The sequence below is a fragment of the Marinobacter sp. C7 genome (genome assembly GCF_022343555.1).
Taxonomy (GTDB): Bacteria; Pseudomonadota; Gammaproteobacteria; order Pseudomonadales; family Oleiphilaceae; genus Marinobacter.
Genome location: NZ_JAKQZH010000001.1, coordinates 1,323,077 through 1,349,685, shown reverse-complemented (window position 1 = coordinate 1,349,685; position 26,609 = coordinate 1,323,077). Strand labels below are relative to the sequence as shown.

Below are 26,609 nucleotides of genomic sequence, written 5' to 3'. Positions count from 1 at the left end.
GCAACTCCCTTTCAGTCCTCGGGCACAGCCTTGGCGTGGTCACTGCTGGCGTAGATCTTGAACGGCTCGGAATCACCCTTGATCACGCTCTCGTCAATGACCACCTTGGTGACATCATGCTCTGAAGGGATCTGGTACATGGTGTCCAGCAGCGTGGCTTCCATGATAGACCGCAATCCCCGGGCGCCGGTCTTGCGCTCCATGGCCTTGCGAGCGACAGCGCGCAGTGCATCCTCACGGAAGTCCAGCTCAACGCCTTCCATGTCGAACAGCTTCTGGTACTGCTTGGTCAGGGCGTTCTTGGGCTGCGTCAGGATCTGCACCAGGGCATCTTCGTCAAGTTCTGTCAGCGTTGCTACCACAGGCAGCCGGCCGACGAACTCGGGAATCAGACCGAACTTCACCAGATCCTCGGTTTCCACGTCCTTGATGACATCACCGGTGCTCTTGGCATCGTCCTGGCTCTTCACCGTGGCGGAGAAACCAATGGAACTGCGCTCGGAACGTTCCTGGATCACCTTTTCAAGGCCGGCGAAGGCACCACCACAAATGAACAGCATGTTCGTGGTGTCCACCTGCAGGAATTCCTGCTGCGGATGCTTGCGGCCACCCTGGGGTGGAACCGAGGCAACGGTGCCTTCGATCAGTTTCAGCAGGGCTTGCTGCACACCCTCACCCGATACATCCCGGGTAATGGAGGGGTTGTCCGACTTGCGTGAGATTTTGTCAATCTCGTCGATATAGACAATACCGCGCTGGGCCTTGTCCACGTCATAGTCGCACTTCTGCAGCAGTTTCTGGATGATGTTCTCGACGTCCTCGCCCACGTAACCGGCTTCGGTCAGCGTGGTCGCATCTGCAATCGTAAAGGGAACATTCAGCATGCGGGCCAGCGTCTCGGCAAGCAGGGTCTTACCACTGCCGGTCGGGCCGATCAGCAGGATATTACTCTTACCCAGCTCGACATCGTTCTTGCCCTCGCCATAGCGCAGCCGCTTGTAGTGATTGTAAACCGCGACGGACAACACCACCTTGGCACGATCCTGTCCAATGACGTATTCGTCCAGAGTTTCCCGGATCTCCGCAGGCGACGGCAGACGATCGCTCGCCTCCTCCTGGGAATTCTCCTGGATTTCCTCCCGGATAATGTCATTGCACAGATCTACGCACTCGTCGCAGATGAACACCGAGGGCCCTGCAATGAGCTTACGGACTTCATGCTGGCTCTTTCCACAAAACGAGCAGTACAGCAACTTGCCGTTATCGTCGCCTCTGCCGTTTCTTTCATCTGCCATTGAATTACCTCTGTTCGTCAACTGCCGGCGTTACTGGCAGGTACGCCGGCCAAGGTTGATGCGATTACTTTCAGTATTATGTATTCGGCACGCGCTTATCAAGTACCGAATCGATCAGACCGTACTCTTTCGCCTGCTCCGGATCCATGAAATAGTCGCGATCCGTGTCCTTCGAGATGGTATCCAGATCCTGGCCGGTATGCTTCGCCAGGAGGGAGTTCAGGGTATGGCGGATCTTCAGGATCTCACGGGTGTGGATCTCGATGTCCGTTGCCTGCCCCTGATAGCCACCCAGCGGCTGGTGGATCATCACTCGGGAGTGCGGCAGGCACGCCCGCTTGCCCTCGGCACCACCTGCTAGCAGGAAGGCGCCCATGCTGGCCGCCTGACCGATACACAGGGTCGCCACATCCGGCTTGATGAACTGCATGGTGTCATAGATGGACATGCCGGCAGTCACGGAACCACCCGGGCTGTTGATATAAAGGTGGATGTCCTTGTCCGGATTCTCGGATTCCAGGAACAACAACTGGGCCACGATCAGGTTCGCCATGTGATCTTCCACCGGCCCGACCATGAAAATCACCCGTTCCTTGAGCAACCGGGAATAGATATCGAAAGAGCGCTCACCACGGGCGGTCTGCTCGATAACGATTGGCACCAGGCCGGAATTGGTAACCATTGCGGGACCATCAATTGGTTTCTGCGTCATGTGCGCCTGAACTCCTTATGGACAATGGATCGTGGACTCGCCCCACGACATTTTCTGATGTTTTTACACACCTTACTGTGCCACCAGTCGGCCCAGATGAAAACAGCCGGACAAGCCGGCTGTTTTCTGGTTCGGCCAACGCGACCGGCCTCATGAACCGGTCACGGGTGATCAGCGCTGTGGCTGACCTGCGGCAACGGCCTCTTCGTATTTCATCTTCTTCTCTTTGACCTTAGCCTGCTCCAGGACATGGTCAACTACTGCGTCTTCCAGTACTGAAGACTCGATCTGGGACTTCTGATCCGGGTTGTTGTTGAAGTGCGCAACAACTTCCTCAGGCTGTTCATACGTAGAGGCGATCTCCTGGATCTTTTCCTCTACCTTGGCCGGCTCGGCTTTCAGGTCATTCTGCTTGACCACTTCCTGGAACAGAAGACCGGTCTTCACGCGGCGCGTGGCCTGTTCCTCGAAGATTTCCTTGGGCAGTTGCTGGAAGTCAACCTGACCACCGAAACGCTGAACCGCGTCCTGGCGCAGGCGATCGATTTCCTGGTCCACCAGGGCAGCCGGAACGTCCAGCTCGGTGGTTTCCAGCAGACCATCGACTACGTCGTTCTTGACCTTGTTGGATACCGCCTGCTTGAGCTCACGCTCCATGTTCTTCTTCACTTCTTCACGGAAAGCGGTTTCGTCCTCGGCCTCAATACCGAACTTCTTGAAGAACTCCTGGTCCAGCTCAGGCAGCTGTGGCTCTTCAACCTTGTGGATCTTGATCTCGAACTTGGCCGGCTTACCCGCCAAATCTTCGTTGTGGTAGTCCTCGGGGAAGGTCACTTCGATTTCCAGCTCTTCACCGGCCTTGCCGCCAACGATGCCTTTCTCGAAGCCCGGGATCATCTGGCCAGAGCCCAGGGTCAGGCGATGCCCTTCGGCGGATCCGCCCTCAAATTCCTCGCCGTCGATGGAGCCCTTGAAGTCGATGGTGACAATGTCCTTGTTCTTGGACTTGCGCTTGACTTCCTTCATGGTGGCCTGCTGACGACGCAGGTTATCGATCATGGTATCGATATCCTTGTCGGTCACTTCCGACTGGGGCTTCTCGATTTCGATCTTGCTCAGGTCGCCCAACTCGATTTCCGGAAGCACTTCAAAGGTTGCCACGAACTCGAGGTCCTTGCCCTCTTCCATGGTCTTCGGCTCGAACTTGGGCCAACCTGCCGGATTGATGTCCTGCTCCTGCAGTGCCTTGATGTAGTTGTCGCGCATAACCTCGCCAACAACTTCCTGGCGGATGCTGTCACCGAAACGACGCTTGACCACGCTCATGGGCACTTTGCCAGGGCGGAAGCCGTTCAGGCGCACAGTCCGAGCAGTTTCCTGCAGGCGTTTCTGGACCGCCTGGTCGATTTCCTGGGCGGGCACACCAATCGTCATGCGACGCTCGATGTTGGAGGTCGTTTCAACAGACACTTGCATGGAAGATCCTCAAATTACAGGTTCGGTATGTGAATGAATTCTATAATAAAAGTCCGATTCCGGGCGATTCACACGGAAAGGACCGAAAATTAAAAGCCGGTAGTTTATCACGGTTTGCACCGCCGAGAGAATCACCTGTACGGCACGGGTTTGGCGGTACGGATCACGATTTCTCAGGCCAACCGAAGATATGGGGATAAAATCCGGAAAAGAAAGGGGTGGTGCGAGCGGAGAGACTCGAACTCTCACGGGTTGCCCCACTGGAACCTAAATCCAGCGCGTCTACCAGTTCCGCCACGCTCGCATGCACAACACTGAACGGAGGCGCAATAGACACTACCAAAGTTCAGGCTTTGCGGAAAATCACTTCAGGGGGAAAAGTGGGGTGGACGAAGGGGTTCGAACCCTCGACCGCAGGAGTCACAATCCTGAGCTCTACCAACTGAGCTACGTCCACCACATCAGGGAGGTACCTTACGGCACGCTTCTGCTTACTTCAACTTTGCTGGTTCGGCGAGTCCGGTGCCAATCTGCTTCGAGCAGTATGGCGCGCCCGGCAGGACTCGAACCTGCGACCATCCGCTTAGAAGGCGGATGCTCTATCCAGCTGAGCTACGGGCGCTTGACCGTTCGCCCACCTGAATATCCAGAAAATGGTCGGGGTAGAGAGATTCGAACTCCCGACATCCTGCTCCCAAAGCAGGCGCGCTACCAGACTGCGCTATACCCCGTCTGCCTGAACAACAAGTGCCTCAGCAAAGTTGGCGCGCATATTACCGGCGCCGGGCGGCGCCGTCAACACGCATTCGAAAAAACCGATCGAATTGGCACTGATGAAGACCCCGGGTGACACGAAAAGTTCCCCCCTGCCCTGGTCCAATTGGAGTTCTGGCGGAAGCATGAGACAATTGCCGGCCTTCATTTATAGATGCCCAACCGACAAGACGGAAACATGAGCGCCAAACTGATTAACGGAAAAGAAATCGCCGCCCAGGTGAGACAGCAAGTCGCCGCCGGCGTTGAAGCCCGAAAGCAGAAGGGCCTCCGGGCTCCTGGCCTGGCGGTTGTACTGGTCGGCAATGATCCGGCCTCCCAGGTTTATGTTGGCAACAAGATCAAGGCTTGCGAGGAGGCCGGCATCCTGTCCCTGTCCTACGACCTGCCGGAAGACACCTCCCAGGAAGCCCTGGAAGCGCTGGTGGACGAGCTGAACGAAAACCCGGCCGTAGACGGCATTCTGGTGCAGCTGCCACTACCGGATCATCTGGATGCGGACCCCATTCTCGTCAAGATTCGCCCTGACAAGGATGTTGATGGCTTCCACCCCTACAATATCGGCCGCCTGATGCAGCGCAAACCTACTCTGCGCCCTTGCACGCCCGCCGGCGTAATCACCCTGCTCGACTCCATCGGCACACCCTACAAGGGTCAGCACGCGGTGATCGTTGGCGCCTCCAACATCGTGGGCCGCCCCATGAGCATGGAGCTGCTGTTGAAGGGTGCCACCACCACCGTGTGCCACCGATTTACCCCGGACCTGGCCAAATTTGTCGGCGAGGCTGACATCCTGATTGCCGCTGTCGGCAAACCCGGACTGGTCAAGGGCGAGTGGGTGAAGCCTGGCGCCACTGTGATTGACGTCGGGATTAACCGGATGGAAAACGGCAAGCTTAAGGGTGATGTGGAGTTTGAGGTTGCGGCCGAGCGGGCGGCGTATATCACGCCGGTGCCCGGGGGTGTGGGCCCGATGACGATTGCTACATTGTTGCAGAACACCTTGTATGCAGCGGATGTGCTGCATAAAGACTGATGAAGGTGGGGTCTGACCCCATTCGGGGTCAGACCCCGGAGGTAGAGCCAGACCCCATTTTCGGCCTCCCACAAAAAACCCGCGGCAAACCGCGGGTTTTTTGCGTCTGGCTTACGCCTTACTGGCCGTACTTCGCCTTGGCCTTCTGACGGTACTCGTGCAGAAGCGGCTCGGTGTAGCCGTTCGGCTGCTCACAGCCCTTGAGGACCAGGGCCATGGCCGCTTCGAAGGCAACGCTGTCATCGAAGTTCGGAGCCATGTTGCGATAAGCCGGATCGCCAGCGTTCTGCTTGTCGACGACCGCCGCCATGCGCTTCATGGTTTCTTCGATCTGCGCTTCGGTGCAGATACCATGATGCAGCCAGTTGGCCAGCAGCTGGGAGGAGATCCGCAGGGTGGCCCGGTCTTCCATCAGGCCGACGTTGTTGATGTCGGGCACCTTGGAGCAGCCCACACCCTGATCGATCCAGCGCACCACGTAGCCCAGGATACCCTGTGCGTTGTTGTCCAGCTCCTGCTGGATGTCCTCGGCGCTCAGGGAGGACGGATCCTCCATCACCGGCACAGTCAGGATATCTTCCAGAGCCGCTCGCTCGCGCTTGGCCAGCTCTTTCTGGACGTCAAATACGTTTACCTGGTGGTAATGCGTCGCGTGCAGGGTTGCGGCGGTCGGAGACGGAACCCATGCGGTGTTGGCGCCGGCCTTCGGGTGGCCGATCTTGGCTTCGAGCATGCCCGCCATCAGGTCCGGCATGGCCCACATGCCCTTACCAATCTGGGCAACACCGGAGAAACCGGTTTCCAGACCAATATCCACGTTCCACTGCTCGTAGGCGTTGATCCAGGTCGCCTGCTTCATCGGGCCCTTGCGGATGAACGGACCCAGTTCCATGGAGGTATGAATCTCGTCACCGGTGCGGTCCAGGAAGCCGGTGTTGATGAACACCGCACGCTCTTTGGCCGCGTGGATACAGGCCTTCAGGTTGACGGTGGTACGACGCTCTTCGTCCATGATACCAACCTTCAGGGTAAAGCGCGGCAGGCCAAGCGCATCCTCGACGCGACCGAAGAATTCGTTGGTGAACGCCACTTCTTCCGGGCCGTGCTGCTTGGGCTTGACGATGTAGACAGAACCCTTGGTGCTGTTCTGGAACTTGCTGTTGCCCTTGAGATCGTGGATGGCAATCAGCGACGTAATCAGGCCGTCCATCAGACCCTCGGGGATCTCGTTACCGTCGTTCAGAAGGATAGCCGGGTTGGTCATCAGGTGGCCGACGTTACGGATGAACATCAGGCTGCGTCCCTTCAGTGCCAGCTCGCTGCCGTCAGCGGCGGTGTAGGTACGGTCCGCGTTCATCTTGCGGGTCATCTGCTTGCCGCCCTTCTCGAAGGTCTCTTCAAGATCACCCTTCATCAGGCCGAGCCAGTTGCGGTACGCCAGAGCCTTGTCGTCAGCATCCACAGCGGCAACAGAGTCTTCGCAGTCCATGATGGTGGTCAGCGCGGACTCCATCAGGACATCCTTCACGTGCGCTCCGTCGTCCTTGCCGATCGGATGGCTGGCATCGATCTGGATCTCGAAATGCATGCCGTTCTTGACCAGCAGCACGCCGGTCGGGGCGTCGGCAGCGCCGGTGTAGCCCACGAAGCCGGACTCATCCTTAAGGCCGGTGGTCTCGCCGTTTTGCAGCTTGACGACCAGCTTGCCACCTTCGACAGAGTACTTCGCAGCGTCCTTGTGGCTACCGGAAGCCAAAGGCGCAGAGCTGTCCAGCAGATTGCGGGCCCACTCGATAACCTTGGCGCCACGAACCGGGTTGTAGCCCGGCCCCTTGTCGGCTCCGCCTTCCTCGGAGATTGCATCGGTGCCGTAAAGGGCATCGTACAGGCTGCCCCAGCGGGCATTCGCCGCATTCAGGGCGAAACGGGCATTCATGATCGGAACCACCAGCTGCGGGCCGGCCATGGTGGCCACTTCCGGATCAACATTGGAAGTGGCGATCTTGAAGTCCGCCGGCTCTTCCACGAGGTAGCCGATGTCTTTCAGGAAGGCCTTGTATTCGGCCATGTCCAGCTTCTGACCCTTGTGGTCACGGTTCCAGCTGTCCATTTTTTCCTGGATAGCGTCACGCTTTGCCAGCAGTTCGCGGTTGCGCGGGGCCAGCTCGTTCACGATCTTGTCGAACTCTGCCCAGAATTTGTCAGAATCGATACCGGTACCCGGAATCGCTTCATTGTTTACGAAATCATACAGATTCTTCGCGACCTGAATGCCGCCAATTTGTACGCGTTCTGTCATCGTTGTCTGCCTCAATGCGTTTGTTTTCCCGACTCACAGTCAGTCGGAGCCTGGATCCCTGTTTACCCCCGGCGCCAGGTCGTGCCTTCCCTGGAATCATCCACAATAATTCCCTTCTCCGCGAGTTCGTCGCGAATCCGGTCAGCCTCGGCAAAGTCTTTTGCCTTGCGGGCGTCGGCCCTGGCCTGAATCAGCCCCTCGATCTCTTCGGCGCTCAGCTCGCCTCCGGTATCGGCCTGGAAGAAGGCTTCCGGATCCTGCTGCAGCAGCCCGAGAACAGCACCCAGGCGAACAAGTACAGCAGCACTTCGTTTCGCCTCGTCCTCGTTACCGTCACGACGGTACTGATTGATTTCATTGGCCACACCGTGCAACACCGCAATTGCACCGGCTGTGTTGAAGTCATCATCCATGACTTCGGCAAAACGGCGGTCATGCCCGGTTTCAGGCGCATCCGTTTCCTTGGCCGGAACAATGCCTCGCAAGGCATGATACAGCTTGGTCAGCGTCCGCCCAGCCTCGGCCAGGTTGTCTTCCGAGTAGTCCACCTGACTGCGGTAGTGGCTCGATACCAGGAAGTAACGCACGACTTCAGCCGGATACTTGTCCAGAATCTCGCGGATAGTGAAGAAGTTCCCCAGGGATTTGGACATCTTCTCCTTGTTCACGCGAATGGCGCCAGCGTGCATCCAAGTATGAACGAACTTGTGTCCTGTGGCGCACTCCGACTGGGCGATTTCGTTTTCATGATGCGGAAAGAGCAGGTCCGGCCCGCCGCCATGGATGTCAAAGGTGTCACCCAGGCATTGGGTCGACATGGCGGAACATTCGATGTGCCAGCCGGGACGACCATCACCCCACGGCGACGGCCAACTGACCTCACCCGGCTTGGCCGCTTTCCAGAGGGCAAAGTCGGCCGGGCTGCGTTTGGCCTCCTGGACATCGACCCGGGCACCAGCAACCAGATCCTCCAGTTTTTTCTTGCTCAGCCTTCCGTAATCCGGGAACGACTCCACCGCAAAATAGACATCACCATTCTCTGCCGCGTACGCATGGCCGGTGGAGACCAGCTTATGGATCATGGCGATGATCTCATCAATGTAGGCCGTGGCACGAGGCTCCTCGTTTGGAGACAAAACACCGAGCTTGGCCTCGTCCTCGTGCATCGCCCGTATCATCCGGTCGGTCAGGTCCGAATAGACCTCGCCATTCTCATCGGCGCGGCGCAGGATCTTGTCGTCGATATCCGTGATATTGCGGACATAGTGAACGTCGTAGCCGCGGTGGCGCAGGTAACGGGTGATCACATCGAAGGCCACCAGCACCCGGGCGTGGCCGAGGTGGCAGTAGTCGTAGACGGTCATGCCGCAGACATACATGCGGACCTTGCCCGACTCGATGGGTCGGAATTCTTCCTTTTGCTGCGTCAGCGTGTTGTAGATTCGGATCACTTGCCCCCCTTACCCCAGGAATCCCGCAGGGTGACGGTACGGTTGAAGACCGGGCGACCGGCGGCCGCTGTCTGCTCCTCATCACAGAAGAAATAGCCTTCGCGCTCGAACTGGTACGGCAGATCCGTGCGCGGGTCCGCCAGGCCTTTTTCAACCCGGGCGCCTTTCAGAACCACCAGGGATTCCGGGTTCAGGTGGTCAACGAAATCACCGTCCTTGTCGCTGTCCGGGGATTCGTGGTTGAACAGACGATCGTAGAGGTTGATATCCGCTTCCACGCTGTCCGCTGCGGAAACCCAGTGGATCACACCGTTCGGCTTGTAGCCCTCGGGGTTCACGCCCAGGGTGTTCGGGTCAAATTCACACTTGAGCTCAACAATCTCGCCGGTGTCATCCCGAACAATCTCGCGGCAGGTCATGACATAACCGCCACGCAGGCGCACAGCCTGGTCGGGCGCCAGACGCTTCCACTTGCGTGGCGGCTCCTCGGCGAAGTCCTCCCGATCGATGTACAGCACCTGGCTCCAGGTCACTTCCCGCTCACCCATATCCGGGTTTTGCGGGTGCACCGGCAGGGTCAGGGTTTCGGTCTTGTCTGCCGGATAGTTGGTCAGGGTCACCTTGAGCGGGCGCATCACACACATCGCTCGCGGTGCCCGGGTGTTCAGATCCTCCCGGATGGCGTGCTCCAGCATGCCCACGTCCACGGTGCCGCCGGCCTTGTTCACCCCGATCATGTCGCAGAAGTTTCGGATGGATTCCGGGGTGTAACCGCGACGACGCATACCGGAAATGGTGGGCATGCGCGGATCATTCCAGCCGTCCACGTAACCTTCGTCCACCAGACGCTTGAGCTTGCGCTTGGAGGTAATGGTGTAGTTCAGGTTCAGCCGGGCAAACTCGATCTGACGCGGATGACAGGGAACGGAAATGTTGTCCAGCACCCAGTCATACAACGGCCGGTGATCCTCGAACTCCAGGGTACACAGGGAATGGGTTATCCCCTCCAGGGCGTCGGAGATCGGGTGGGTGTAGTCGTACATCGGATAGATGCACCACTTGTCGCCAGTCTGGTGGTGATCGGCGTAACGGATCCGGTACAGGATCGGGTCCCGCAGGTTGATGTTCGGGGACGCCATGTCGATCTTGGCGCGCAGCACCAGCTCGCCATTCTGGTATTTGCCGTCACGCATGTCTCGGAACAGCTGCAGGTTTTCGTCCACCGGGCGGTCACGGTACGGGCTGTTACGACCAGGCTCCTTCAGGGAGCCCCGGTATTCGGCCATCTCGTCGGCCGACAGGGCACAAACATAGGCCTTGCCGTTGCGGATCAATTCTTCGGCAAAGTCGTAGAGGGCATCGAAGTAGCCGGAGGCATAACGCACCTCACCTGCCCATTCGTAGCCCAGCCAGTGCACATCCGCCTTGATGGCATCGATGTACTCCTGGTTTTCCTTCTCCGGGTTGGTGTCGTCAAACCGCAGGTTGCACTCGCCACCAAAGGTCTCGGCAATGCCAAAATTCAGACAGATGGACTTGGCATGACCAATATGCAGGTAGCCGTTCGGCTCCGGCGGGAAGCGGGTGACGACCTTGCCGGTGTGCTCACCTTTGGCGATGGCGTCTTCGATCAGGCTCTGGATAAAGTTGTGGGCTTTCTTCGATTCGGCGCTCATACAATCTCTGTTGGACAGGGGTTGAATCTTAAACCGCGTATTATACTCACAAATCCTTTCCTGACTCATGCATAGCGCAAAACTCTTGAGTACAATAGCGAGCTGAAACCCCGATAAACCTTTACAGGAAACCCTGATGATTCTGTTGCAAACCAATTTCGGTGATATCAAGCTCGAACTGGACTACGACAAGGCCCCTGAAACCGCAAAGAACTTTGAACAGTACGTTCGCGACGGTTTCTACGACGGGTTGATCTTTCACCGCGTGATCAGCAACTTCATGATTCAGGGTGGCGGCTTCGAGCCGGGCATGACCCCGCGCAAAACCCGCGAGCCGATCCAGAACGAGGCCGATAACGGCCTGAGCAATATGGTTGGCACTATTGCCATGGCACGGACCATGGATCCCCATTCCGCAACCGCGCAGTTCTTCATCAATGTCGAGAACAACGGGTTTCTGGACCACACCGCCAAGAACGCAGAAGGCTGGGGCTACTGCGTCTTCGGCAAGGTGGCCGAGGGCATGGACACCGTCAACAAGATCCGTGCGGTGCGCACCACCATGCGCGCCGGCCATCAGGACGTTCCCGCCGAGGACGTGATCATCGAGAAGGCCGAGGTTCTGGAGGACGCGTGACCACGCTGTTTATCTCCGATCTGCACCTGGAAGAGTCGCGCCCGGATATTACGGACGCGTTCCTGACCTTTCTGAAAGACCGGGCCATGGGTGTGGAGCGTCTGTATATCCTGGGGGATTTCTTCGAAGCCTGGATTGGTGACGATGAGCGCACCCCCCTGCAGGAAACCGTCGCGGCCGCCCTGAAGGAAGTGAACGAAAACGGCACCGACATCTTCCTGATGCACGGCAATCGGGATTTCCTGATTGGCGAGGATTTCTGCAACCGTGCCGGCGCGACCCTGCTGGATGACCCCACGGTGGTGGATCTCTACGGTACCCCTACCCTGCTGATGCACGGCGACAGCCTGTGCACCGCGGATGTGGAATACCAGAAGTTCCGCGCCAACATGCGCAACCCGCAGTGGCAGCAGATGATCCTCGCTCGCCCCCTGGAGGACCGCCAGCAAATGGCCCGGCAGTTACGGGAAATCTCCATGGCGAAGAATCAGGGCAAGGCGGAGACCATCATGGATGTCACGCCCGAAGAAGTCGTAAAGGAAATGGAAGCCCACGGTGTCCAGCGCCTGATTCATGGCCACACGCACCGTCCGGCGATCCATGACCTGGAAGCCAACAGCAAGCCCGCGAAGCGTTTTGTCCTGGGTGATTGGGACAGCCATGTCTGGTGGCTGCGAGTTGATCCCGGTGAGGAGCCGGAACTGGGAAAACACCCTCTTTAAATGAAAAAGGCCGGGCATTCACCCGGCCTTTTTCCTGCTAGTGCTGCAGAATCTGTTGAAGGAACTTCTGGGTTCTGGGCTCTTTGGGGTGACTGAAGAACTCGTGAGGCGGAGCCTCCTCCACGATCTCGCCCCCATCCATAAAGATAACCCGATCAGCCACCGTCTTGGCGAATCCCATCTCGTGGGTAACGCAAAGCATGGTCATGCCACTGCCAGCGAGTTCGATCATGACGTCCAGCACCTCCTTGATCATTTCCGGGTCCAGGGCGGAGGTCGGCTCATCAAACAACATGATCTTTGGCTTCATGCACAGGGCACGGGCAATCGCCACCCGCTGCTGCTGCCCCCCGGACAACTGCCCCGGGTACTTGTTGGCCTGGTCGGGAATTTTCACCCGCTCGAGGTATTCCATGGCCGTGGCCTCGGCTTCCTTGCGGGGAATTTTCCTCACCCAGATCGGTGACAGGCAACAGTTTTCAAGTACCGTCAGGTGCGGAAACAGGTTGAAGTGCTGAAACACCATGCCAACCTCACGCCGCACGGTATCAATGTGCCGAACGTCGTCTGTCAGCTCGACATCATCAACGATGATCTTGCCTTGCTGGTGCTCCTCCAGGCGATTGATACAGCGTATGAACGTCGACTTCCCGGAACCGGAGGGTCCGCAGATAACGATGCGCTCACCCTGCTTGACCGTCAGGTTCAGGTCCTTGAGGACATGGAAATCCCCATACCACTTGTGCATCTGCTCAACCCGTATGATGTCGGGCTTGTCTTCCTGACTGGAAGGAGCTGACTGAGTTTCGGGAGTTTGGGTTTGTTCTGTCATTGAGTTACCCATCAGGTTTTGTGACCGGTATCGAGTTTGCGTTCGAGGTTCTGGCTGTATCGGGAGATACCGAAGCAGAAAACCCAGAAGCAGAAGGCGACGAAGACATACCCTTCCACGGCAACGTTCTGCCAGGCCGGGTCCGTCACGGTGGACTGCACGGTGCCAAGCACATCAAACAGCCCGATAATCAGTACCAGGGTGGTATCCTTGAACAGGGCAATGAAGGTATTCACGATGCCCGGAATGACCAGCTTCAGTGCCTGCGGCAGAATGATCAGCCCCATTTTTTTCCAGTAGCCCAGGCCCAGCGCATCGGCTGCCTCGTACTGACCCCGCGGGATGGCCTGCAAGCCCCCGCGAATGACCTCCGCCATGTAGGCCGACTGCCACAAGGTAATCCCGATCAGGGCCCGGAGCAGCTTTTCAAAGTTCATACCTTCGGGCAGGAACAACGGCAGCATCACCGATGCCATGAACAGCACGGTAATGAGTGGAACCGCACGCCAGACTTCAATGAACACCACACACAGACCACGAATGATCGGCATGTCGGAGCGACGCCCCAGCGCCAGGAGAATCCCGATGGGCAGGGACGCCAGGATACCGATATAAGCCAGAATGAGGGTCAGCATCAAGCCGCCCCATTTGGTGCTTTCAACGGTCTCCAGCCCAAACAGACCGCCCGGAATGAGGAAATAACCAATAACGGGCAGCCCGGTGATACCGAAAAGCCCCAGCCATTTCCGTCCGGGAAATCGCTCGATGAACTGGGGCACAAAGGCAACGGCAAGAAGGATGAACATCACATCCACCCGCCATTGCAACTCGTCCGGATAGAATCCGTAGATGAAGAAATTAAGGCGCTGGCTGACAAACAGCCAGCAAGCGCCAGCACCGGTACAGTCACTGGGTTCGCTGCCCCGGAAGTTGGCATCCAGAAAGACCCAGCTCACCAACGGCCCAACACTTGTCACGAGCAGGTATCCGACCAGCACAGTCAGTAGCGAGTTGTACCAGGTTGAGAAGAGGTGCTCCCGCATCCAGGCAATCGGATGGAACGCCTTTTTGGGTGGTTTCATCGTTGACTCCGCCATCATCGCTCCTTAATCGCCACGGCCCGGTTATAGATATTCATGAACAGGGAGATAAGCAGGCTGATGGTTAGATAGACCGCCATTGTGATTGCGACAACCTCAACGGCCTGTCCTGTCTGGTTCAGTGTGGTCCCCATGAAGACAGCCACAAGATCGGGGTAACCGATCGCGGTTGCCAGCGATGAGTTTTTCACCAGGTTGAGATACTGGCTGGTCAGGGGTGGAATGATCACCCGCATGGCCTGGGGAATGACAACGAGCCGAAGGGTCAGCCCGTTAGGTAAACCAAGTGCATGGGCCGCCTCTGTCTGGCCTTTGCTGACGGACAGAATCCCGGACCGCACGATTTCCGCGATAAAGCTGGCGGTGTACAGCGAGAGCGCGATCCAGAGGGCCGCCAGTTCGGGAATCAGTGTGATGCCACCGCCAAAGTTGAATCCCTTGAGTGCGGGAATGTCCCACACCAGAGGCTGCCCCGCGACGAAATAGGCCAACACCGGCAGTAGCACGACAATGGCCAGACCTACCCTGAACGTTGGGAAAATCTCGCCGGTCGCCAGCTGCCGTCTTTTGGCCCAGCGTTTCAGCCCGACAACCGCCACGATCGCCACGATGATGGCGCCCCAGACGAGACCGAAGCCGTCCTGCGTCAATGGCTCCGGCAGGTACAACCCCCGGTTGTTCAGGAACACTGTCCCGCCCACGTCCACACTCTGACGGGGAGATGGCAGATTACTGAGCACCGCGAAATACCAGAAGAAAATCTGCAACAGCAGCGGAATATTACGAATAACCTCGATGTACACCAAAGAGATCTTGGCGACCAACCAGTTATTCGACAGCCTCGCGACACCGATCAGAAAACCGAGAATTGTCGCAGCAACAACCCCCATCGCGGAGACCAGCAGGGTATTGGTGAGACCTACCCAGAAGGTGCGGCCATAGGACATCGTTGCGTCGTAGGGCACCAGGCTCATGATAATGGCAAAGCCAGCGGATTCATCGAGGAATCCGAAACCGGTGCTGATTCCCCGGCTCTCCATGTTAGAGAGCGTGTTGTCGACGAGTGTCCAGCCACCCCAGAAGACAAAGGCGATGACTACAGCCTGGAAGAAGAGTGATCGAACCCGGGGGTCATACCAGGGCTTGGGTCCCGCCGGCCTCGAATCGATCGTTTGTTTTTTCATCAAGTTTCCCCGAAAGCTTCCCTGCTTCTTGACTCATCAGAGATAAGTCGAGGAGCGCCTTTGGTGACGCCCCCGACATGCTTTCAGGATTTAACGAACCGGCGGGGCGTACATTATCCCGCCTTCAGTCCAGAGCGCGTTCAGGCCGCGGTCAAGACCGAGCGGAGTGTCAGGACCGACGTTGCGGTCATACATCTCGCCGTAGTTGCCAACGTGCTTGATAACCTCGTATCCGAAGTCGTGTTGGAGACCCAGTTTCGCGCCCATATCGCCGTCCGTTCCCAGCAGACGCTGAATATTGGGGTTGTCCGACTTCAGCATGTCGTCGACGTTAGCCTGGGTGACGCCCAGCTCTTCCGCGTTGATCTGAACCGAGAGTACCCATTTCACGATATTGAACCACTGGTCATCGCCCTGGCGGACAACCGGCCCCAGCGGCTCCTTGGAGATCGTGTTAGGCAGGATCTTCGCCGAGCTCGGATCAGCCAGCTTCGAACGCAGTGCGGCCAACTGGGAACGATCCGAAGTCAGGACGTCACACCGACCTGCTGAAAACCCCTGTACCGTTTGTTCAGAGGTATCGAACACGATCGGTTTGAACTCCATACCCTTGGCACGGAAGTAGTCCGAGAGATTCAGCTCGGTGGTCGTACCGGACTGGATACAGATGGTCGCGCCACTCAGCTGGGAGGCATCGTCCACTCCGATGCCCTTGTTAATCAGGAACCCCTGGCCATCGTAGTAGTTCACACCGGCGAAGTTCAGGCCCAGCGAAGCGTCCCGGGTCAGCGTCCAGGTGGTGTTCCGTGACAGCATATCAATCTCGCCGGATTGCAGAGCGGTGAAACGTTCCTTGGCTGTCAGGGGCGTAAACTCCACCGCCTTTCCGTCACCCAGAACAGCAGCGGCCACGGCCCGGCAGGTATCCACGTCGATACCCGTCCAGTTGCCATTTTCGTCAGGCTGGGAAAAGCCCGGGAGACCGTTGGTTACACCGCACTGGAGGTGGCCTCTGTTTTTAACAGTGTCCAGGGTAGAGGCGGCAAGGGCCTGAGAGGAAGCGAACGTACCAATGACTAGCGCTGCACCGGCAGCAATCGATCGGACTTTGAGCATTCTTTATCTCCGAGGTTTTGGTGTTGAGAACGACATGGGCTCAGCAGCAATTACCGAGCCACAACAACTCAACACCTTGATTTTGTTATATTTATCCTTGAAAAACCCTCCCGGCACAGAAGTGTCGCGGAAGACTGGCAAACTCCGCTGCATCATAACGGAGCAGCCCCTGCCCTCGCGCTCCTGTACGGGGCAGTTACCTCAAAGCGTAGAACATTCTTAGCAAAATCAAATACTGTTTGAGAAAAATTATTATTCTTCGCTTGCCGGGGCAGGTTCGCGATAGGTGTCCAGCCTGTGTAGCCAGCCAGGTAACCAACGCTCCCGCTCTATCGGATTCTCGGCATGCAGGGCGCGTCGGGTCAGCACTTCACCCGCCGCCTCCCGAAATGCTGTCAGGGATGTCTTGCCGCGCCCGGTTTCCATATTCAGCAACACCTGCAACAAGCCCCAACCCTCCCCCTGGTATCGTTCGGTTGCAGCGAGCCCCTCACCCTTGAAGTTCACATAATCCATCAAGGCGTAAACGCCTCCGGGGGTCGAACTGAGATCCGCCAGCAATGAGCGCACGTCCTCACGGCGGTCCCGGGGAGCAGCCCGAATGACCTTTTCCAGAGAATCCTTGGCCCGTCGGAAAATGAACTCCGCCTGCAATCCCTGGGTGCCGGCAAGAAACTCGCGAAGTTCCGCGACACGGGTGGAATCCTCCTCGCCCAGAAATGCCTGTCGGTCGGGCCAGGGAGCATCAAACGGATCGAGATTCACCAGCCAGTCCGGCACCGGTGCCTGGCGCTGGGTCATGTACTGGATCAGTTTGGGAAAACTTTCGACAAATCGTCCTTCGACGCCCTGCGGGTACCAGATGAAATGACCAATCCCCAGCGAAGGGAACGCTTCCCCGGCGTTCCAGTGCACCAGGCATTCCAGCTTACCCGCGCATTCGTTCTGAAATATCTTCTGGCCGACCCAGTCCAGTTGTGCGGGTTCAAGCGCCAGTGAAATGTCAGCCCCCCCGGCACGCTGATCCGCAGACACCGATTCCTTCGCGGGAGCCCCACGGGAATCCTCGTCAGGACCGGCATCGCAAGCGGTCAGAACCAGGAAGGAAATCAACAGTACTCCCGAAAACAATCTCTTGGCCAATCGTTTGCCCCCTTCAGAAAAAATCCCTCATCAACAATTATGAAGCACAAGGAACTGATCGGTAATGGCTGGGTATTTACCGATTGTTCAGGTTGATTGCCTTCTCCACGGATATTCGCCAAATGCGACTCGTGTCACCGGGTTACAAAAAGACTAAAGATTGCCTGTTTTCAATAATATAGGTTCCGGGCTCCGGTATCGGAGGCTGTCCGATCCGGCACTCAATAACAGAAAAAGGATGTTGTATGAAGAACGCAGTGATTTGCTCGGCTCTGTGCGCCGCCCTCGCTTCCGGAGTTGCCCACGCGGATAACCACGCCACCTCTGGTTCCAATGGCCTCACCACCAACGATCTGGTTGCAAATGGCTACGCGGAAGCACGCCTGGGCTTCGCCGATATGGACCTGAGCGATGATGCCATTGTTGTTGCAGGTACTTTCGGTACGAGTCTGGATCAGGTCGCACCGGGACTGGGTGCGGAAGCCGAGCTGACCCTGACCGCTGCAGATGCCGAGAGCAGCTATTTCGGACAGAAACTTGAGGCAAGTTATTTCGGCCTGGGCGGTTATGCCACCTATACCCTGCGCCTGGATGGACAGGCCAAGGGGCTGGAACTGCTGGGCCGGGCCGGCCTGGTTTATGTGGATGCAGAGGTTGACACTCCAATGGGCTCAGCCAGCGATTCCGAGATCGAACTCGGCGTGGGTATTGGCGCCCGCTACAACCTGCAAGACAATCTGGCCATTGTGGGCCGTTTCGACACCTACGACATTGATGTTCTGAGCATCGGTGCGACCTACCGGTTCTGATTCCCGGATGAACCGTCAGGCCCTGTCGCTGACAGGGCCTCCAACAACCCGTTACTCCATCATGTGCTCGGCCAGTTTCGCCTTGATACCCTCTGGAATTGGAACCGATTTTTCATGCTCATAGTCAAAGTGAATCAGCACTGAGACGCCGCGGGCGATCTTCTTGCCATCCTGCCAGGCCTCCTGGATCACGCGGAAAGAGCTGTTACCTATCTCACCGACGCCAGTGCGGATTTCCACCGGCATATGCCAGTAACTCTGGGCCAGCAGGTCAATCTCCAGGCGCGCCAGAATCAGCGGCCAGGTTTTGACTTCCAGCGTCGGGTGGAAAATCCGGAAAATCGGAGTCCGACCCTGCTCGAACCAGACCGGCAATGACGTGTTGCTGATATGGCCCAGAGCGTCGGTATCGCTGAATCTTGGTTCAATCTCGAGTTTGAACATTCTCGTTTCCTGTCGTTGTATCTCTGTGCTGGTTATTCGTGCCGCAACGCGTCGGTGAGATTGAGCATGACGGCTTTCTGCGCGGCAAAATACCCGAAGATGATCCCAAGCGCCATTACTGCGGGAGGTCGACAGGGCGATCGATTCAACCAATTACATTTGTCATAGCCTTGAGGCATATCAATATGCAATTCGCCGAGTGACTTCTATATTGCCAGTACAGAACGTGTAGTTTTTGGTCAACTCATCAGGACCACTAACGTTTCTGCCTCCACTCGAAAAGACTTGTAAAGGCTCGGCCACTTGGCCAACAAAAAGCCAGGGAGATTTGAGTTATGGGTAGTAAATTTCGTCGGTCCGTTCTGCCAGGCGCTCTGGCGGCAGGTTTAGTTACAATCCTGACCGGCTGCGAGCGCAGCGATCACGATGCCTCACTGGGCACTCCGCAGGGCGAAGCCATTGTCGAGGCATTCCTGACCGAAAAAGCCGTCCAGATCGGCGGCGCCACGACTGCAACGGCCCGTGCCGAAGTCGGTGGGACTGACTGGGCGGTCTACAACATGGCCAACCGCCTGGCAATCACACCGATCCAGACCACCGCAGGCGCGGTCCATGAGATCGAACTGGAAAGCTTTATCCAGGACATTCTTGTGGTGCCCTATGAGGGGCGCACCTATGCATTGGCGGCGGTTCGCGAATCCGGGATTGCGGTGGTCGACATCACCGATCCGGCTTCGATGCAGGTGCTGCATACGACACCCGTGAATTACGAACAGAGCGGAATCAAATACGCTGAAGGCGGCGGTGACGTAGTGACAGACGTCACTATCTCGGGGCACGGCTTCATCAAGTCTCTGGAGACGAACGGCATCGACCTGTGGGTTGCAAACGAGAGTTACGGCATCCACCGTACCGCCCTTGCCAATGTCGTCTCGGCAACACCGGCTACGGAGGAAGACGGGACGCTCGTCATCGACGATGAGGTCTACACCCTCCAATACTCGGGGGAGCACCCCTGGGGTGCCCCGGCAGATTTGCAGCTGCATACGGACGGCAACCTGTATGCGGCCATCGGCTTCCTCGGGCTCGGAGTCTATGATCCGGCCACTCTGGACCGCATCGGTTACTACAACCTCTATACCGATACCAGCGTTTCCGAAGACTGGTTCCTGGACATGGACGTGACAACCCAGGTCCAGACCGGTGCCACGGCCGATGGCGAAGGGTACCTGGACGCCGAGACGGGCATGCCCAACCATAACCAGGCCTCCTTCGAGATTCTGGAAGTCTGGCATGGCGACAATGACACGGCTGCGACACCCTGGGCGGATTTCGACCGCTACGGCAAGTACTACTACAAGGCCAACAAGCTGGATGTCGAAACCTACAACACCGGTAGCGGCAACCAGACCATCGTTTACCTGGCCTACGGTCTGGCCGGTCTGGTAGCAGTGGACGCCACCGACACTGCCAACATCGCCTACCAGGGCTATGCCCCGGCCGTGCCTGCCCATGGCCCCGATGAGCCGACCGGTGAGCAGTCACAGAGCCTGTTCCCCTACTTCGGGGTAGGTATGCTCAAGGAAGCGGGCGTCGTCGATGTCGAGGTCGATACCACCAACAACCGGGTGTACTATGCCGACCACTTTGCCGGTCTGGTCGCCCTGGATAACGCCGATGCTCCTGCCGGAAATTGGCAACAAGGCGCCGGAGGCTTTGATAACGACCTGTTCCCGGAAAGGCTACACTGGCCCGACTACGAGTTCGTGACCTCCTACGACATGGGCGCTTGGAACCCGGACGACAACGAATCGCTGCCCATCTGGATGTACGAGGCCCCGAGCCTGCTGGTCACCGGTGAAGTAAGCGGCCATGGCAACGCGCTGTTCCTGATGGAAGGCATCAGTGATGACCCTGGCGCCGTGGACGTGGTCCAGGCCACGGGTGCCGGTGGCCTCAACTTCATGGATATTGGTGACCTGACAACCGGGAGCACCGACATGGCCACCAAGTTCACGGTACCCGCCTACTTTGCCAGTACCACGGAAACCTATGCCGATGCCGATGGCGCGCCAACTTCGCCCCTGGCGGTGGGTCACACCCAAGGCGTAGCGGCGACGCAACAGTATCTCTACATGGCCGATGGCCCCCATGGGATGATTGTCTGGCAGATCGCGGATGCCGATGGCAATGCGCTTGATGAACCACACGTGGTAGCCAATACGGTGGTCGACGAATACGAAGTCGACAACCCGGACGGCTCCACGGTCTACCCGACTCCCCATGCCTATAACGTGATCATGGGTGGCAATGACGACATGGCCTATGTGATGTCCCAGAGCCTGGGGTTGCGCCGCGTGGATGTAACCGGGGCAGAGGCCGGCCAGGGTGTTCCCGGCACACCGCTACTGCTGACACCACAACCCTCGGACTTCTTCGAGCATAACCTGGACTCAGGCTCGTTCGGTGGCATCAGCCGGCAGGATCACGCCTATGACGTGGATTTCCATGGTAATTATGCGGTGGTGGCAGACGGCAGCAACGGACTGACCGTATACGACATGACCATGAACCCCGCCGACGGTACCGGTAACCACGTCGTTGCCAACCTGGGCTCAGCGACCGGCAATCCTCTTTTGGGTCGGGCTTCGGGCGTTGAACTCTGGACAAGCCCTTCAGACGGCAGCATTTACGCCTTCGTGGCCTCCGGCCACTCCGGTATTGCCGTGGTCGACATGACCGGCCTTCTGCTGGACGGGGTCACCCCCGGCATGGAACTGGTCAAGATCTTCCAGCCAATCAAGATCGAGGAAGAACTGGATGGCACCGTGCACATCGGCAAGGCCGACAGCCGCAGCGTCGATGTGGATGTCATCGGTGACCATGCCTACTTCAGCTACGGCGGTTTCGGGCTGCTGGCCTACAGCATTGACGATCTGCTGGCGCCACTGCCCTCGGGGGTCGAACCGGACAAGATCTGGAGCATGGGTGGCAGCGGTTTCGACTACCGCCCGGAGGCAGTCGCCCAGTATCGGCTCCAGGCCGAACCGGGACTTGAGGAGTCTGATCCAGAGGCCCTGTACATGACCCCGCAGTACTTCCCCGCCGACACCCTCCTGGTCGATGGCGACGGACAATGGTACACCCTCGACGAACCACGGCTGCTGTTCTACGTAGCGTACGGGGAAGCGGGTGTTGCCAAACTCGACTGGAGCGATCCCGCCAATCCGGTACTCCTCGAGCACCAGCAGACCGTCGGTGAAGCGACAGGAACCGCGATCGCGAATGGACGGGTCTACGTGGCCGATGGTGGCGGGGGGCTGGTGATCTTCCGTCAGTAAAACCTCGACACCAGAATGAAGAAGGCCGGGAACTCCCGGCCTTCTTCGTTTCATGGATGGCAAGTTCCATTCAAAACCGGTGCCCCACCGCCAGCGTGAACACCACCGGATCGACCTCCATTTCAATAGTTTCGTTAATGGCTCCGGAAAATCTGGCGTCTGTGTCCAGCAGGGTATACCGAACGTCGAAATTGACCAGTACCGGCCCACCGAAATCCAGCTCAACGCCTGCCAGTAAGGTGGGGTCAAAGGTGCTGTCCAGATTGACGTCGAGACCGGACGGTCTGGCGTTCTCATCATAGAACTTGTTGAATGCAACGCCGGCGCCAAGGTAAGGGGTGACGGCAGAAGTGTCGTCCATGAAGAAATTCATGGTGAGATAGGTCGGCACGTACTTCACATCACCGATCTGGCCTAAACCAAGATCCTTCAAGCGGTGATTGCCTTCAAGATCGGGCGAGTACGGTAACGAGGAACTGATTTCGAGGGCGGCATAGTCCGTGAAAAACCATCCCAGGGTGCCACTGAGGGCAATATCGCTTTCCAGGCGGACACCGCTACGGGGTATGGCCGAGAAGCTCTCACTACCCGTATCCGGATCCATGGCACTGACTCCGGCCCGGACATAAAAATCGCCGGCTCCGGCGTATACCGGGCCTGTCAGCACCACCCCCAACAATGGAATAACCGCAGCACTGGCCAGACCTGAGCCCAAAACTCCCTTCATAGTGTTTTCCTCCGGGGAAAGTGAGTTGACGGGACGAGATAACGCTCTCTAGAGTCTAGTAAAGATCAGCCGTCCTTGAAGGAACAGGAGACACCCACCGGATGCCGACCCTCAAACCCGCCAAACTGGGCTTACGAACGCGCCTTTTCCAGCTGATCTTCGAGTCGGACACACCGGTCGCCAAGGCGTTTGATATCGCCCTGATACTACTGATCTTCCTAAGCGTAGCGATCGTGATGCTGGACAGCATTGACCGGTATCACGAGCGCTTCGGTTCGCTGTTTTTCTACACAGAATGGGTCGTTACCGTTATCTTCACCATTGAGCTGGCACTGAGGATCTACTGCCTGGAAAAACCCTGGCTCTACCTGAAAAGCTTTTATGGAGTCATTGATGTTCTGGCGGTCCTGCCCACGTGGCTGGTGCTGATCTTCCCAGGGGCTCAGGTACTGGTGGTTGTGCGGCTACTGCGCGCGCTCCGTCTGTTCCGGGTTCTGGAAATGATGACACTGGAGGGGGAGAAGCGTCTGCTCTGGGGAGCCCTGGTACGGAGCCGGCACCAGATCGGGCTTTTCCTGTTCACCGTCCTGATGCTGGTGACCATCTTTTCGTCCGTCCTGTATCTGATCGAACCGGCCGAAGCGGGCTTCAGCAGCATTCCCAAGGCCATCTACTGGGGGATCGTCACTCTGACCACGGTCGGCTATGGGGACATCACCCCAGTTACGGCTCTGGGACAATTCATCTCCGTCGCGATCATGCTCACCGGTTACTCGATCATTGCCTTGCCGGTGGGTATTTTTTCCGCTGAGGTCATCCGGGCTCTTCAGAGGGAGCGCTATTCCAATGAAGCCTGTCCGGGTTGCGGAAAGCACCGCCACGAGCAGGACGCCCGCTATTGCAAGTACTGTGGTACCTGGCTTGATGAAGAGACCACCGACCCTCGCAAGAAAGCAAAAAGCCCCGGGGCCTGAGACCCCGGGGCTTTCATGAGCGAATCCGCTGAACCGAGAGCTTACTGCTCCACAAACGCCCGCTCGATCACGTAGTGCCCCATGTCGCCGCCCCGGGCCTCGCGGAATCCCATCTTGTCCAGGATGGCGCAGGTATCCTTGAGCATGCTGGGACTGCCGCAGATCATGAATCGGTCATGGTCAGGATCGAAATCCGGAAGCTCGAGATCCCGTGTGATTTTGCCAGACTCCATGGCATCGGTCAGGCGGCCCTCGTTACGGAACGGCTCCCGGGTGACAGTCGGGTAGTACAACAGCTTGCCTTTCACCATCTCGCCAAAGAATTCGTTTTCCGGCAGCTCCTCGATTTCTTTCTGGTAGGCCAGCTCCGAGATGTAGCGCACACCGTGGGTCAGGATCACCTTGTCGAAAGCCTCGTAGACTTCCGGGTCCTTGATGATACTCATGAACGGGGCCAGTCCGGTGCCGGTGCTGATCAGCCAGAGGTTCCTGCCAGGCAGAAGGTTGTCCAGCACCAGGGTGCCGGTCGGCTTCTTGCTCAGCAGGATCTCGTCGCCCGGCTTGATCTGCTGCAGGCGGGAGGTCAGCGGGCCGTCCGGCACCTTGATGGAAAAGAACTCAAGCTCTTCCTCATAGTTTGCGCTGGCGATACTGTAGGCGCGCATAAGCGGCTTGCCATCGGTCTCAAGGCCGATCATCACAAAATGACCGTTCTTGAACCGGAACCCGGGATCGCGACTGGTCTTGAAACTGAACAGGGTGTCGTTCCAGTGATGGACGCTGGTGACCGTTTCTTTCATCAGGTTGCTCATGTAAACCTCATACCTGCGATCAAGCAAAAACTTGATTTGTCTGAATATCGATTGCCTGAAGTGTAACCCATGGCTAACCTATCGATGAAATGGGATATACCCATAACCTTATTCGACAAAATCGATTTATGGCGCTTCCTTATGAAATTCAGTTTCCGTCAGCTTGAAGTCTTCCTTGCCGCCGCCCACTTCCAGAACATCACCCGGGCTGCCGATTCACTGGCCATGTCCCAGTCCGCGGCCAGCAGCGCCCTCAAGGAGCTGGAAAGCCAGTTCGATATCCAGCTCTTTGACCGGGTGGGCAAACGCCTTCAGCTCAATGAACTCGGGCGCCTGTACCGACCCAAAGTGGAATCCGTGCTGGCCCAGGCCAGGGAACTGGAACAGGCCTTCAATAAGCACACGGAAGTCGGCGCCCTCAAAGTCGGCGCCACATTGACTATCGGAAACTATCTGGCCGTCGGGGTCATGGCCCAATACATGAATACCCCTACCCATCCCCGGGTTTCTCTGGAGGTGGCCAACACCAGCACCATTGCCCGGCGGGTGAAGGATTTCGAACTGGACATCGGTCTGATCGAGGGGGAACTGCAGTCGTCCGAGCTTGAGGTCATTCCCTGGCGGGGGGACGAACTGATGGTGTTCTGCTCCCCTACTCACCCGCTGGCCAGCAAGGGCAAACTGACCGATGACGATCTGCGCGAAGCCACCTGGATCATGCGCGAACAGGGCTCCGGAACCCGTCAAAGCTTCGAGCGCGGCATGCACGGCCTGCTACCGGATCTGAATGTGTTGCTGGAACTGGAGCATACCGAGGCGATCAAGCGGGCGGTGGAGGCAGATCTGGGTATCGGCTGCCTGTCGCAGGTGGTTCTGGCCGACGCCTTCCGACGGGGCAGCCTGGTGCCATTGGAAGTGCCGGAGCATCGGCGCTTTGACCGGCAGTTTTATTTCATCCTGCACAAGCAGAAGTATCGGAGTGCGGGGATTGATGCGTGGATGGAGTTGTGCCGGGGGCTGGAGTGATGAAGACAGGGCCAAGATGAAGAAGGGGTCAGATGAAAGCTTTCATCTGACCCCATTTTCAGGTCGAAGCCCGGAGTTCGGAGCGTAAACCAGGGGTCAGATGAAAGCCTTCATCTGACCCCATTTTTGGGTCGAAGCCCGGAGTTTGAGGCGTGAACCTGGGGTCAGAAGAAAATGTTCTTCTGACCCCGTCTTACCTTCGCGAACCCGTGCTAGCCCACCGGCCCACTGTGGAAGCGAAATTCACTATCCGGCGACTCGATCAACTCCTTCTCGATCGCCAGAAACGCCCCCACTCTCTCATCCACGGGCCCGCCATTGGCCTGCACCGCCAGCTTCAGGTAGTCCTGGTAATGCCGCGCCTCGGACTTCAACAGGCCGTTGTAGAAATCCGTCAGTTTGTCATCCAGATACGGCGCCAGCGCGGCAAACCGCTCACAGGACCGGGCCTCGATGATTGCGCCTACAATGAGCACGTCCACCAGCCGCCCCGGGTCCTCGGCGCGCACCGCCTGCCGCAGCCCGGCCGCATATCGGGCCGGTGTGAGGTGGCCATAATCCACGCCACGCTTGTTCATGATCGCCAGCACCTGCTCGAAATGGCGTAACTCTTCCCGCGCGAGCCGGGACATCTTGTTCAACAGGTCACGGTTGTCCACGTAGCGGTACATCAGGCTGAGGGCCGTGGAAGCCGCTTTCTTTTCGCAATGGGCGTGGTCGATGAGCAACAGGTCCTGGTTGGCCAGGGCATTGTCGATCCACTTCTGCGGGGTGCGGCACGGGAGGAAATCGTGAATCTCTTGCAGGGCGTCAGTCATATCGGATTTTGGGGCTGAAAATTGGGGAGGCCGGAGTATAACGCACCTAGCAGACTTCTCCGACCTCTGTCCAACTTAACTTTGTAAGGGGTTTCCTATAGAATGCAGCGCCAGTTTAGGGAGTCTCTGAATAAACCCTGAATACCCCGACCCAAAATTTCAGGCATTATTCAGAGGCTCCCGTGGCCTTTTCGCCATAAAACTC

At 57.7% G+C, this 26,609-nt stretch carries 22 protein-coding genes and 4 tRNA genes; 7 read left to right on the top strand and 19 right to left on the bottom strand.

All coding sequences use genetic code 11. The features are described 5' to 3' along the window. Positions 1–11: 11 nt before the first annotated feature. The 7 genes from clpX to MD273_RS06160 all read right to left on the bottom strand — a co-directional run bounded on the left by clpX (position 12) and on the right by MD273_RS06160 (position 4,214). The gene (gene clpX / locus MD273_RS06190) at positions 12–1,295 is read right to left on the bottom strand and encodes an ATP-dependent Clp protease ATP-binding subunit ClpX (RefSeq protein WP_239036877.1); all 1,284 of its coding nucleotides are present in this window, start codon (positions 1,293–1,295) and stop codon (positions 12–14) included. 76 nt (positions 1,296–1,371) lie between these two features. After that, positions 1,372–2,007, bottom strand: coding sequence for an ATP-dependent Clp endopeptidase proteolytic subunit ClpP (gene clpP, locus MD273_RS06185; RefSeq protein ID WP_239036876.1), 636 nt, complete (start codon positions 2,005–2,007; stop codon positions 1,372–1,374). A gap of 171 nt (positions 2,008–2,178) precedes the next feature. Then, positions 2,179–3,483 (bottom strand): trigger factor, encoded by a 1,305-nt coding sequence (gene tig, locus MD273_RS06180; RefSeq protein ID WP_239036875.1) that lies wholly within the window; start codon positions 3,481–3,483, stop codon positions 2,179–2,181. A 219-nt stretch (positions 3,484–3,702) separates the two neighbouring features. Next, positions 3,703–3,787, bottom strand: a tRNA-Leu gene (locus MD273_RS06175). Between the two features lie 77 nt (positions 3,788–3,864). Continuing rightward, positions 3,865–3,940, bottom strand: a tRNA-His gene (locus MD273_RS06170). An 88-nt stretch (positions 3,941–4,028) separates the two neighbouring features. Then, positions 4,029–4,105, bottom strand: a tRNA-Arg gene (locus MD273_RS06165). Positions 4,106–4,137: 32 nt separating this feature from the next. Next, positions 4,138–4,214, bottom strand: a tRNA-Pro gene (locus MD273_RS06160). 221 nt (positions 4,215–4,435) lie between these two features. On the opposite strand from MD273_RS06160, the gene folD reads away from it, so the two are divergent. Then, positions 4,436–5,293 carry a bifunctional methylenetetrahydrofolate dehydrogenase/methenyltetrahydrofolate cyclohydrolase FolD gene (folD, locus tag MD273_RS06155; protein WP_239036874.1) on the top strand — a complete coding sequence of 286 codons (858 nt, stop codon included), beginning with the start codon at positions 4,436–4,438 and terminating at the stop codon, positions 5,291–5,293. A 118-nt stretch (positions 5,294–5,411) separates the two neighbouring features. On the opposite strand, the gene MD273_RS06150 is transcribed toward folD, so the two are convergent. The 3 genes from MD273_RS06150 to MD273_RS06140 all read right to left on the bottom strand — a co-directional run bounded on the left by MD273_RS06150 (position 5,412) and on the right by MD273_RS06140 (position 10,719). After that, the gene (locus MD273_RS06150; RefSeq protein ID WP_239036873.1) at positions 5,412–7,592 is read right to left on the bottom strand and encodes a malate synthase G; all 2,181 of its coding nucleotides are present in this window, start codon (positions 7,590–7,592) and stop codon (positions 5,412–5,414) included. 62 nt (positions 7,593–7,654) lie between these two features. Beyond that, positions 7,655–9,043, bottom strand: coding sequence for a cysteine--tRNA ligase (gene cysS / locus MD273_RS06145; protein WP_239036872.1), 1,389 nt, complete (start codon positions 9,041–9,043; stop codon positions 7,655–7,657). Then, the gene (locus MD273_RS06140) at positions 9,040–10,719 is read right to left on the bottom strand and encodes a glutamine--tRNA ligase/YqeY domain fusion protein (RefSeq protein WP_239036871.1); all 1,680 of its coding nucleotides are present in this window, start codon (positions 10,717–10,719) and stop codon (positions 9,040–9,042) included. The genes cysS and MD273_RS06140 overlap by 4 nt, the downstream gene beginning before the upstream one ends. A 136-nt stretch (positions 10,720–10,855) precedes the next feature. On the opposite strand from MD273_RS06140, the gene MD273_RS06135 reads away from it, so the two are divergent. Further along, on the top strand, positions 10,856–11,356 hold the full coding sequence (locus MD273_RS06135; RefSeq protein ID WP_239036870.1) for a peptidylprolyl isomerase: 501 nt from the start codon (positions 10,856–10,858) through the stop codon (positions 11,354–11,356). Further along, entirely contained in the window at positions 11,353–12,078 is a 726-nt protein-coding gene (locus MD273_RS06130) for a UDP-2,3-diacylglucosamine diphosphatase (protein ID WP_239036869.1), read from the top strand. The genes MD273_RS06135 and MD273_RS06130 overlap by 4 nt, the downstream gene beginning before the upstream one ends. A gap of 37 nt (positions 12,079–12,115) precedes the next feature. On the opposite strand, the gene MD273_RS06125 is transcribed toward MD273_RS06130, so the two are convergent. The 5 genes from MD273_RS06125 to MD273_RS06105 form a co-directional block, all read right to left on the bottom strand. Next, complete coding sequence (locus tag MD273_RS06125; protein ID WP_251068180.1) at positions 12,116–12,826, bottom strand: amino acid ABC transporter ATP-binding protein; 711 nt, start codon at positions 12,824–12,826, stop codon at positions 12,116–12,118. Between the two features lie 95 nt (positions 12,827–12,921). Next, complete coding sequence (locus MD273_RS06120; protein WP_239036868.1) at positions 12,922–14,007, bottom strand: amino acid ABC transporter permease; 1,086 nt, start codon at positions 14,005–14,007, stop codon at positions 12,922–12,924. Further along, positions 14,007–15,194 carry an amino acid ABC transporter permease gene (locus tag MD273_RS06115; protein WP_239036867.1) on the bottom strand — a complete coding sequence of 396 codons (1,188 nt, stop codon included), beginning with the start codon at positions 15,192–15,194 and terminating at the stop codon, positions 14,007–14,009. The genes MD273_RS06120 and MD273_RS06115 overlap by 1 nt, the downstream gene beginning before the upstream one ends. Before the next feature lie 90 nt (positions 15,195–15,284). Further along, the gene (locus tag MD273_RS06110; protein ID WP_239036866.1) at positions 15,285–16,310 is read right to left on the bottom strand and encodes an amino acid ABC transporter substrate-binding protein; all 1,026 of its coding nucleotides are present in this window, start codon (positions 16,308–16,310) and stop codon (positions 15,285–15,287) included. A 252-nt stretch (positions 16,311–16,562) separates the two neighbouring features. Beyond that, the gene (locus MD273_RS06105; RefSeq protein ID WP_239036865.1) at positions 16,563–17,453 is read right to left on the bottom strand and encodes a hypothetical protein; all 891 of its coding nucleotides are present in this window, start codon (positions 17,451–17,453) and stop codon (positions 16,563–16,565) included. Between the two features lie 245 nt (positions 17,454–17,698). Between MD273_RS06105 and MD273_RS06100 the strand changes: the two genes are divergently transcribed. Further along, entirely contained in the window at positions 17,699–18,262 is a 564-nt protein-coding gene (locus MD273_RS06100; protein WP_239036864.1) for an outer membrane beta-barrel protein, read from the top strand. A gap of 51 nt (positions 18,263–18,313) precedes the next feature. On the opposite strand, the gene MD273_RS06095 is transcribed toward MD273_RS06100, so the two are convergent. Continuing rightward, positions 18,314–18,706, bottom strand: a complete 393-nt coding sequence (locus tag MD273_RS06095; protein ID WP_239036863.1) for an acyl-CoA thioesterase — start codon at positions 18,704–18,706, stop codon at positions 18,314–18,316. 335 nt (positions 18,707–19,041) lie between these two features. Here MD273_RS06095 and MD273_RS06090 point away from each other — a divergent pair, with 335 nt between their 5' ends. Continuing rightward, complete coding sequence (locus MD273_RS06090; protein ID WP_239036862.1) at positions 19,042–22,047, top strand: LVIVD repeat-containing protein; 3,006 nt, start codon at positions 19,042–19,044, stop codon at positions 22,045–22,047. Between the two features lie 70 nt (positions 22,048–22,117). On the opposite strand, the gene MD273_RS06085 is transcribed toward MD273_RS06090, so the two are convergent. Further along, positions 22,118–22,774, bottom strand: a complete 657-nt coding sequence (locus tag MD273_RS06085; protein ID WP_239036861.1) for an OmpW/AlkL family protein — start codon at positions 22,772–22,774, stop codon at positions 22,118–22,120. Positions 22,775–22,875: 101 nt separating this feature from the next. Between MD273_RS06085 and MD273_RS06080 the strand changes: the two genes are divergently transcribed. Next, complete coding sequence (locus MD273_RS06080; RefSeq protein ID WP_239036860.1) at positions 22,876–23,748, top strand: ion transporter; 873 nt, start codon at positions 22,876–22,878, stop codon at positions 23,746–23,748. Positions 23,749–23,789: 41 nt separating this feature from the next. Here MD273_RS06080 and MD273_RS06075 read toward each other — a convergent pair whose 3' ends face one another. Next, positions 23,790–24,560: a ferredoxin--NADP reductase gene (locus tag MD273_RS06075; protein ID WP_239036859.1), complete on the bottom strand. Its 771-nt coding sequence runs from the start codon at positions 24,558–24,560 to the stop codon at positions 23,790–23,792. 141 nt (positions 24,561–24,701) lie between these two features. On the opposite strand from MD273_RS06075, the gene MD273_RS06070 reads away from it, so the two are divergent. Next, positions 24,702–25,586 carry a LysR substrate-binding domain-containing protein gene (locus tag MD273_RS06070; RefSeq protein ID WP_239036858.1) on the top strand — a complete coding sequence of 295 codons (885 nt, stop codon included), beginning with the start codon at positions 24,702–24,704 and terminating at the stop codon, positions 25,584–25,586. A 212-nt stretch (positions 25,587–25,798) separates the two neighbouring features. Here the strand turns inward: MD273_RS06070 and MD273_RS06065 are convergent, their stop codons facing one another. Next, entirely contained in the window at positions 25,799–26,404 is a 606-nt protein-coding gene (locus MD273_RS06065; protein WP_239036857.1) for a MiaE family protein, read from the bottom strand. Positions 26,405–26,609: the final 205 nt, after the last annotated feature.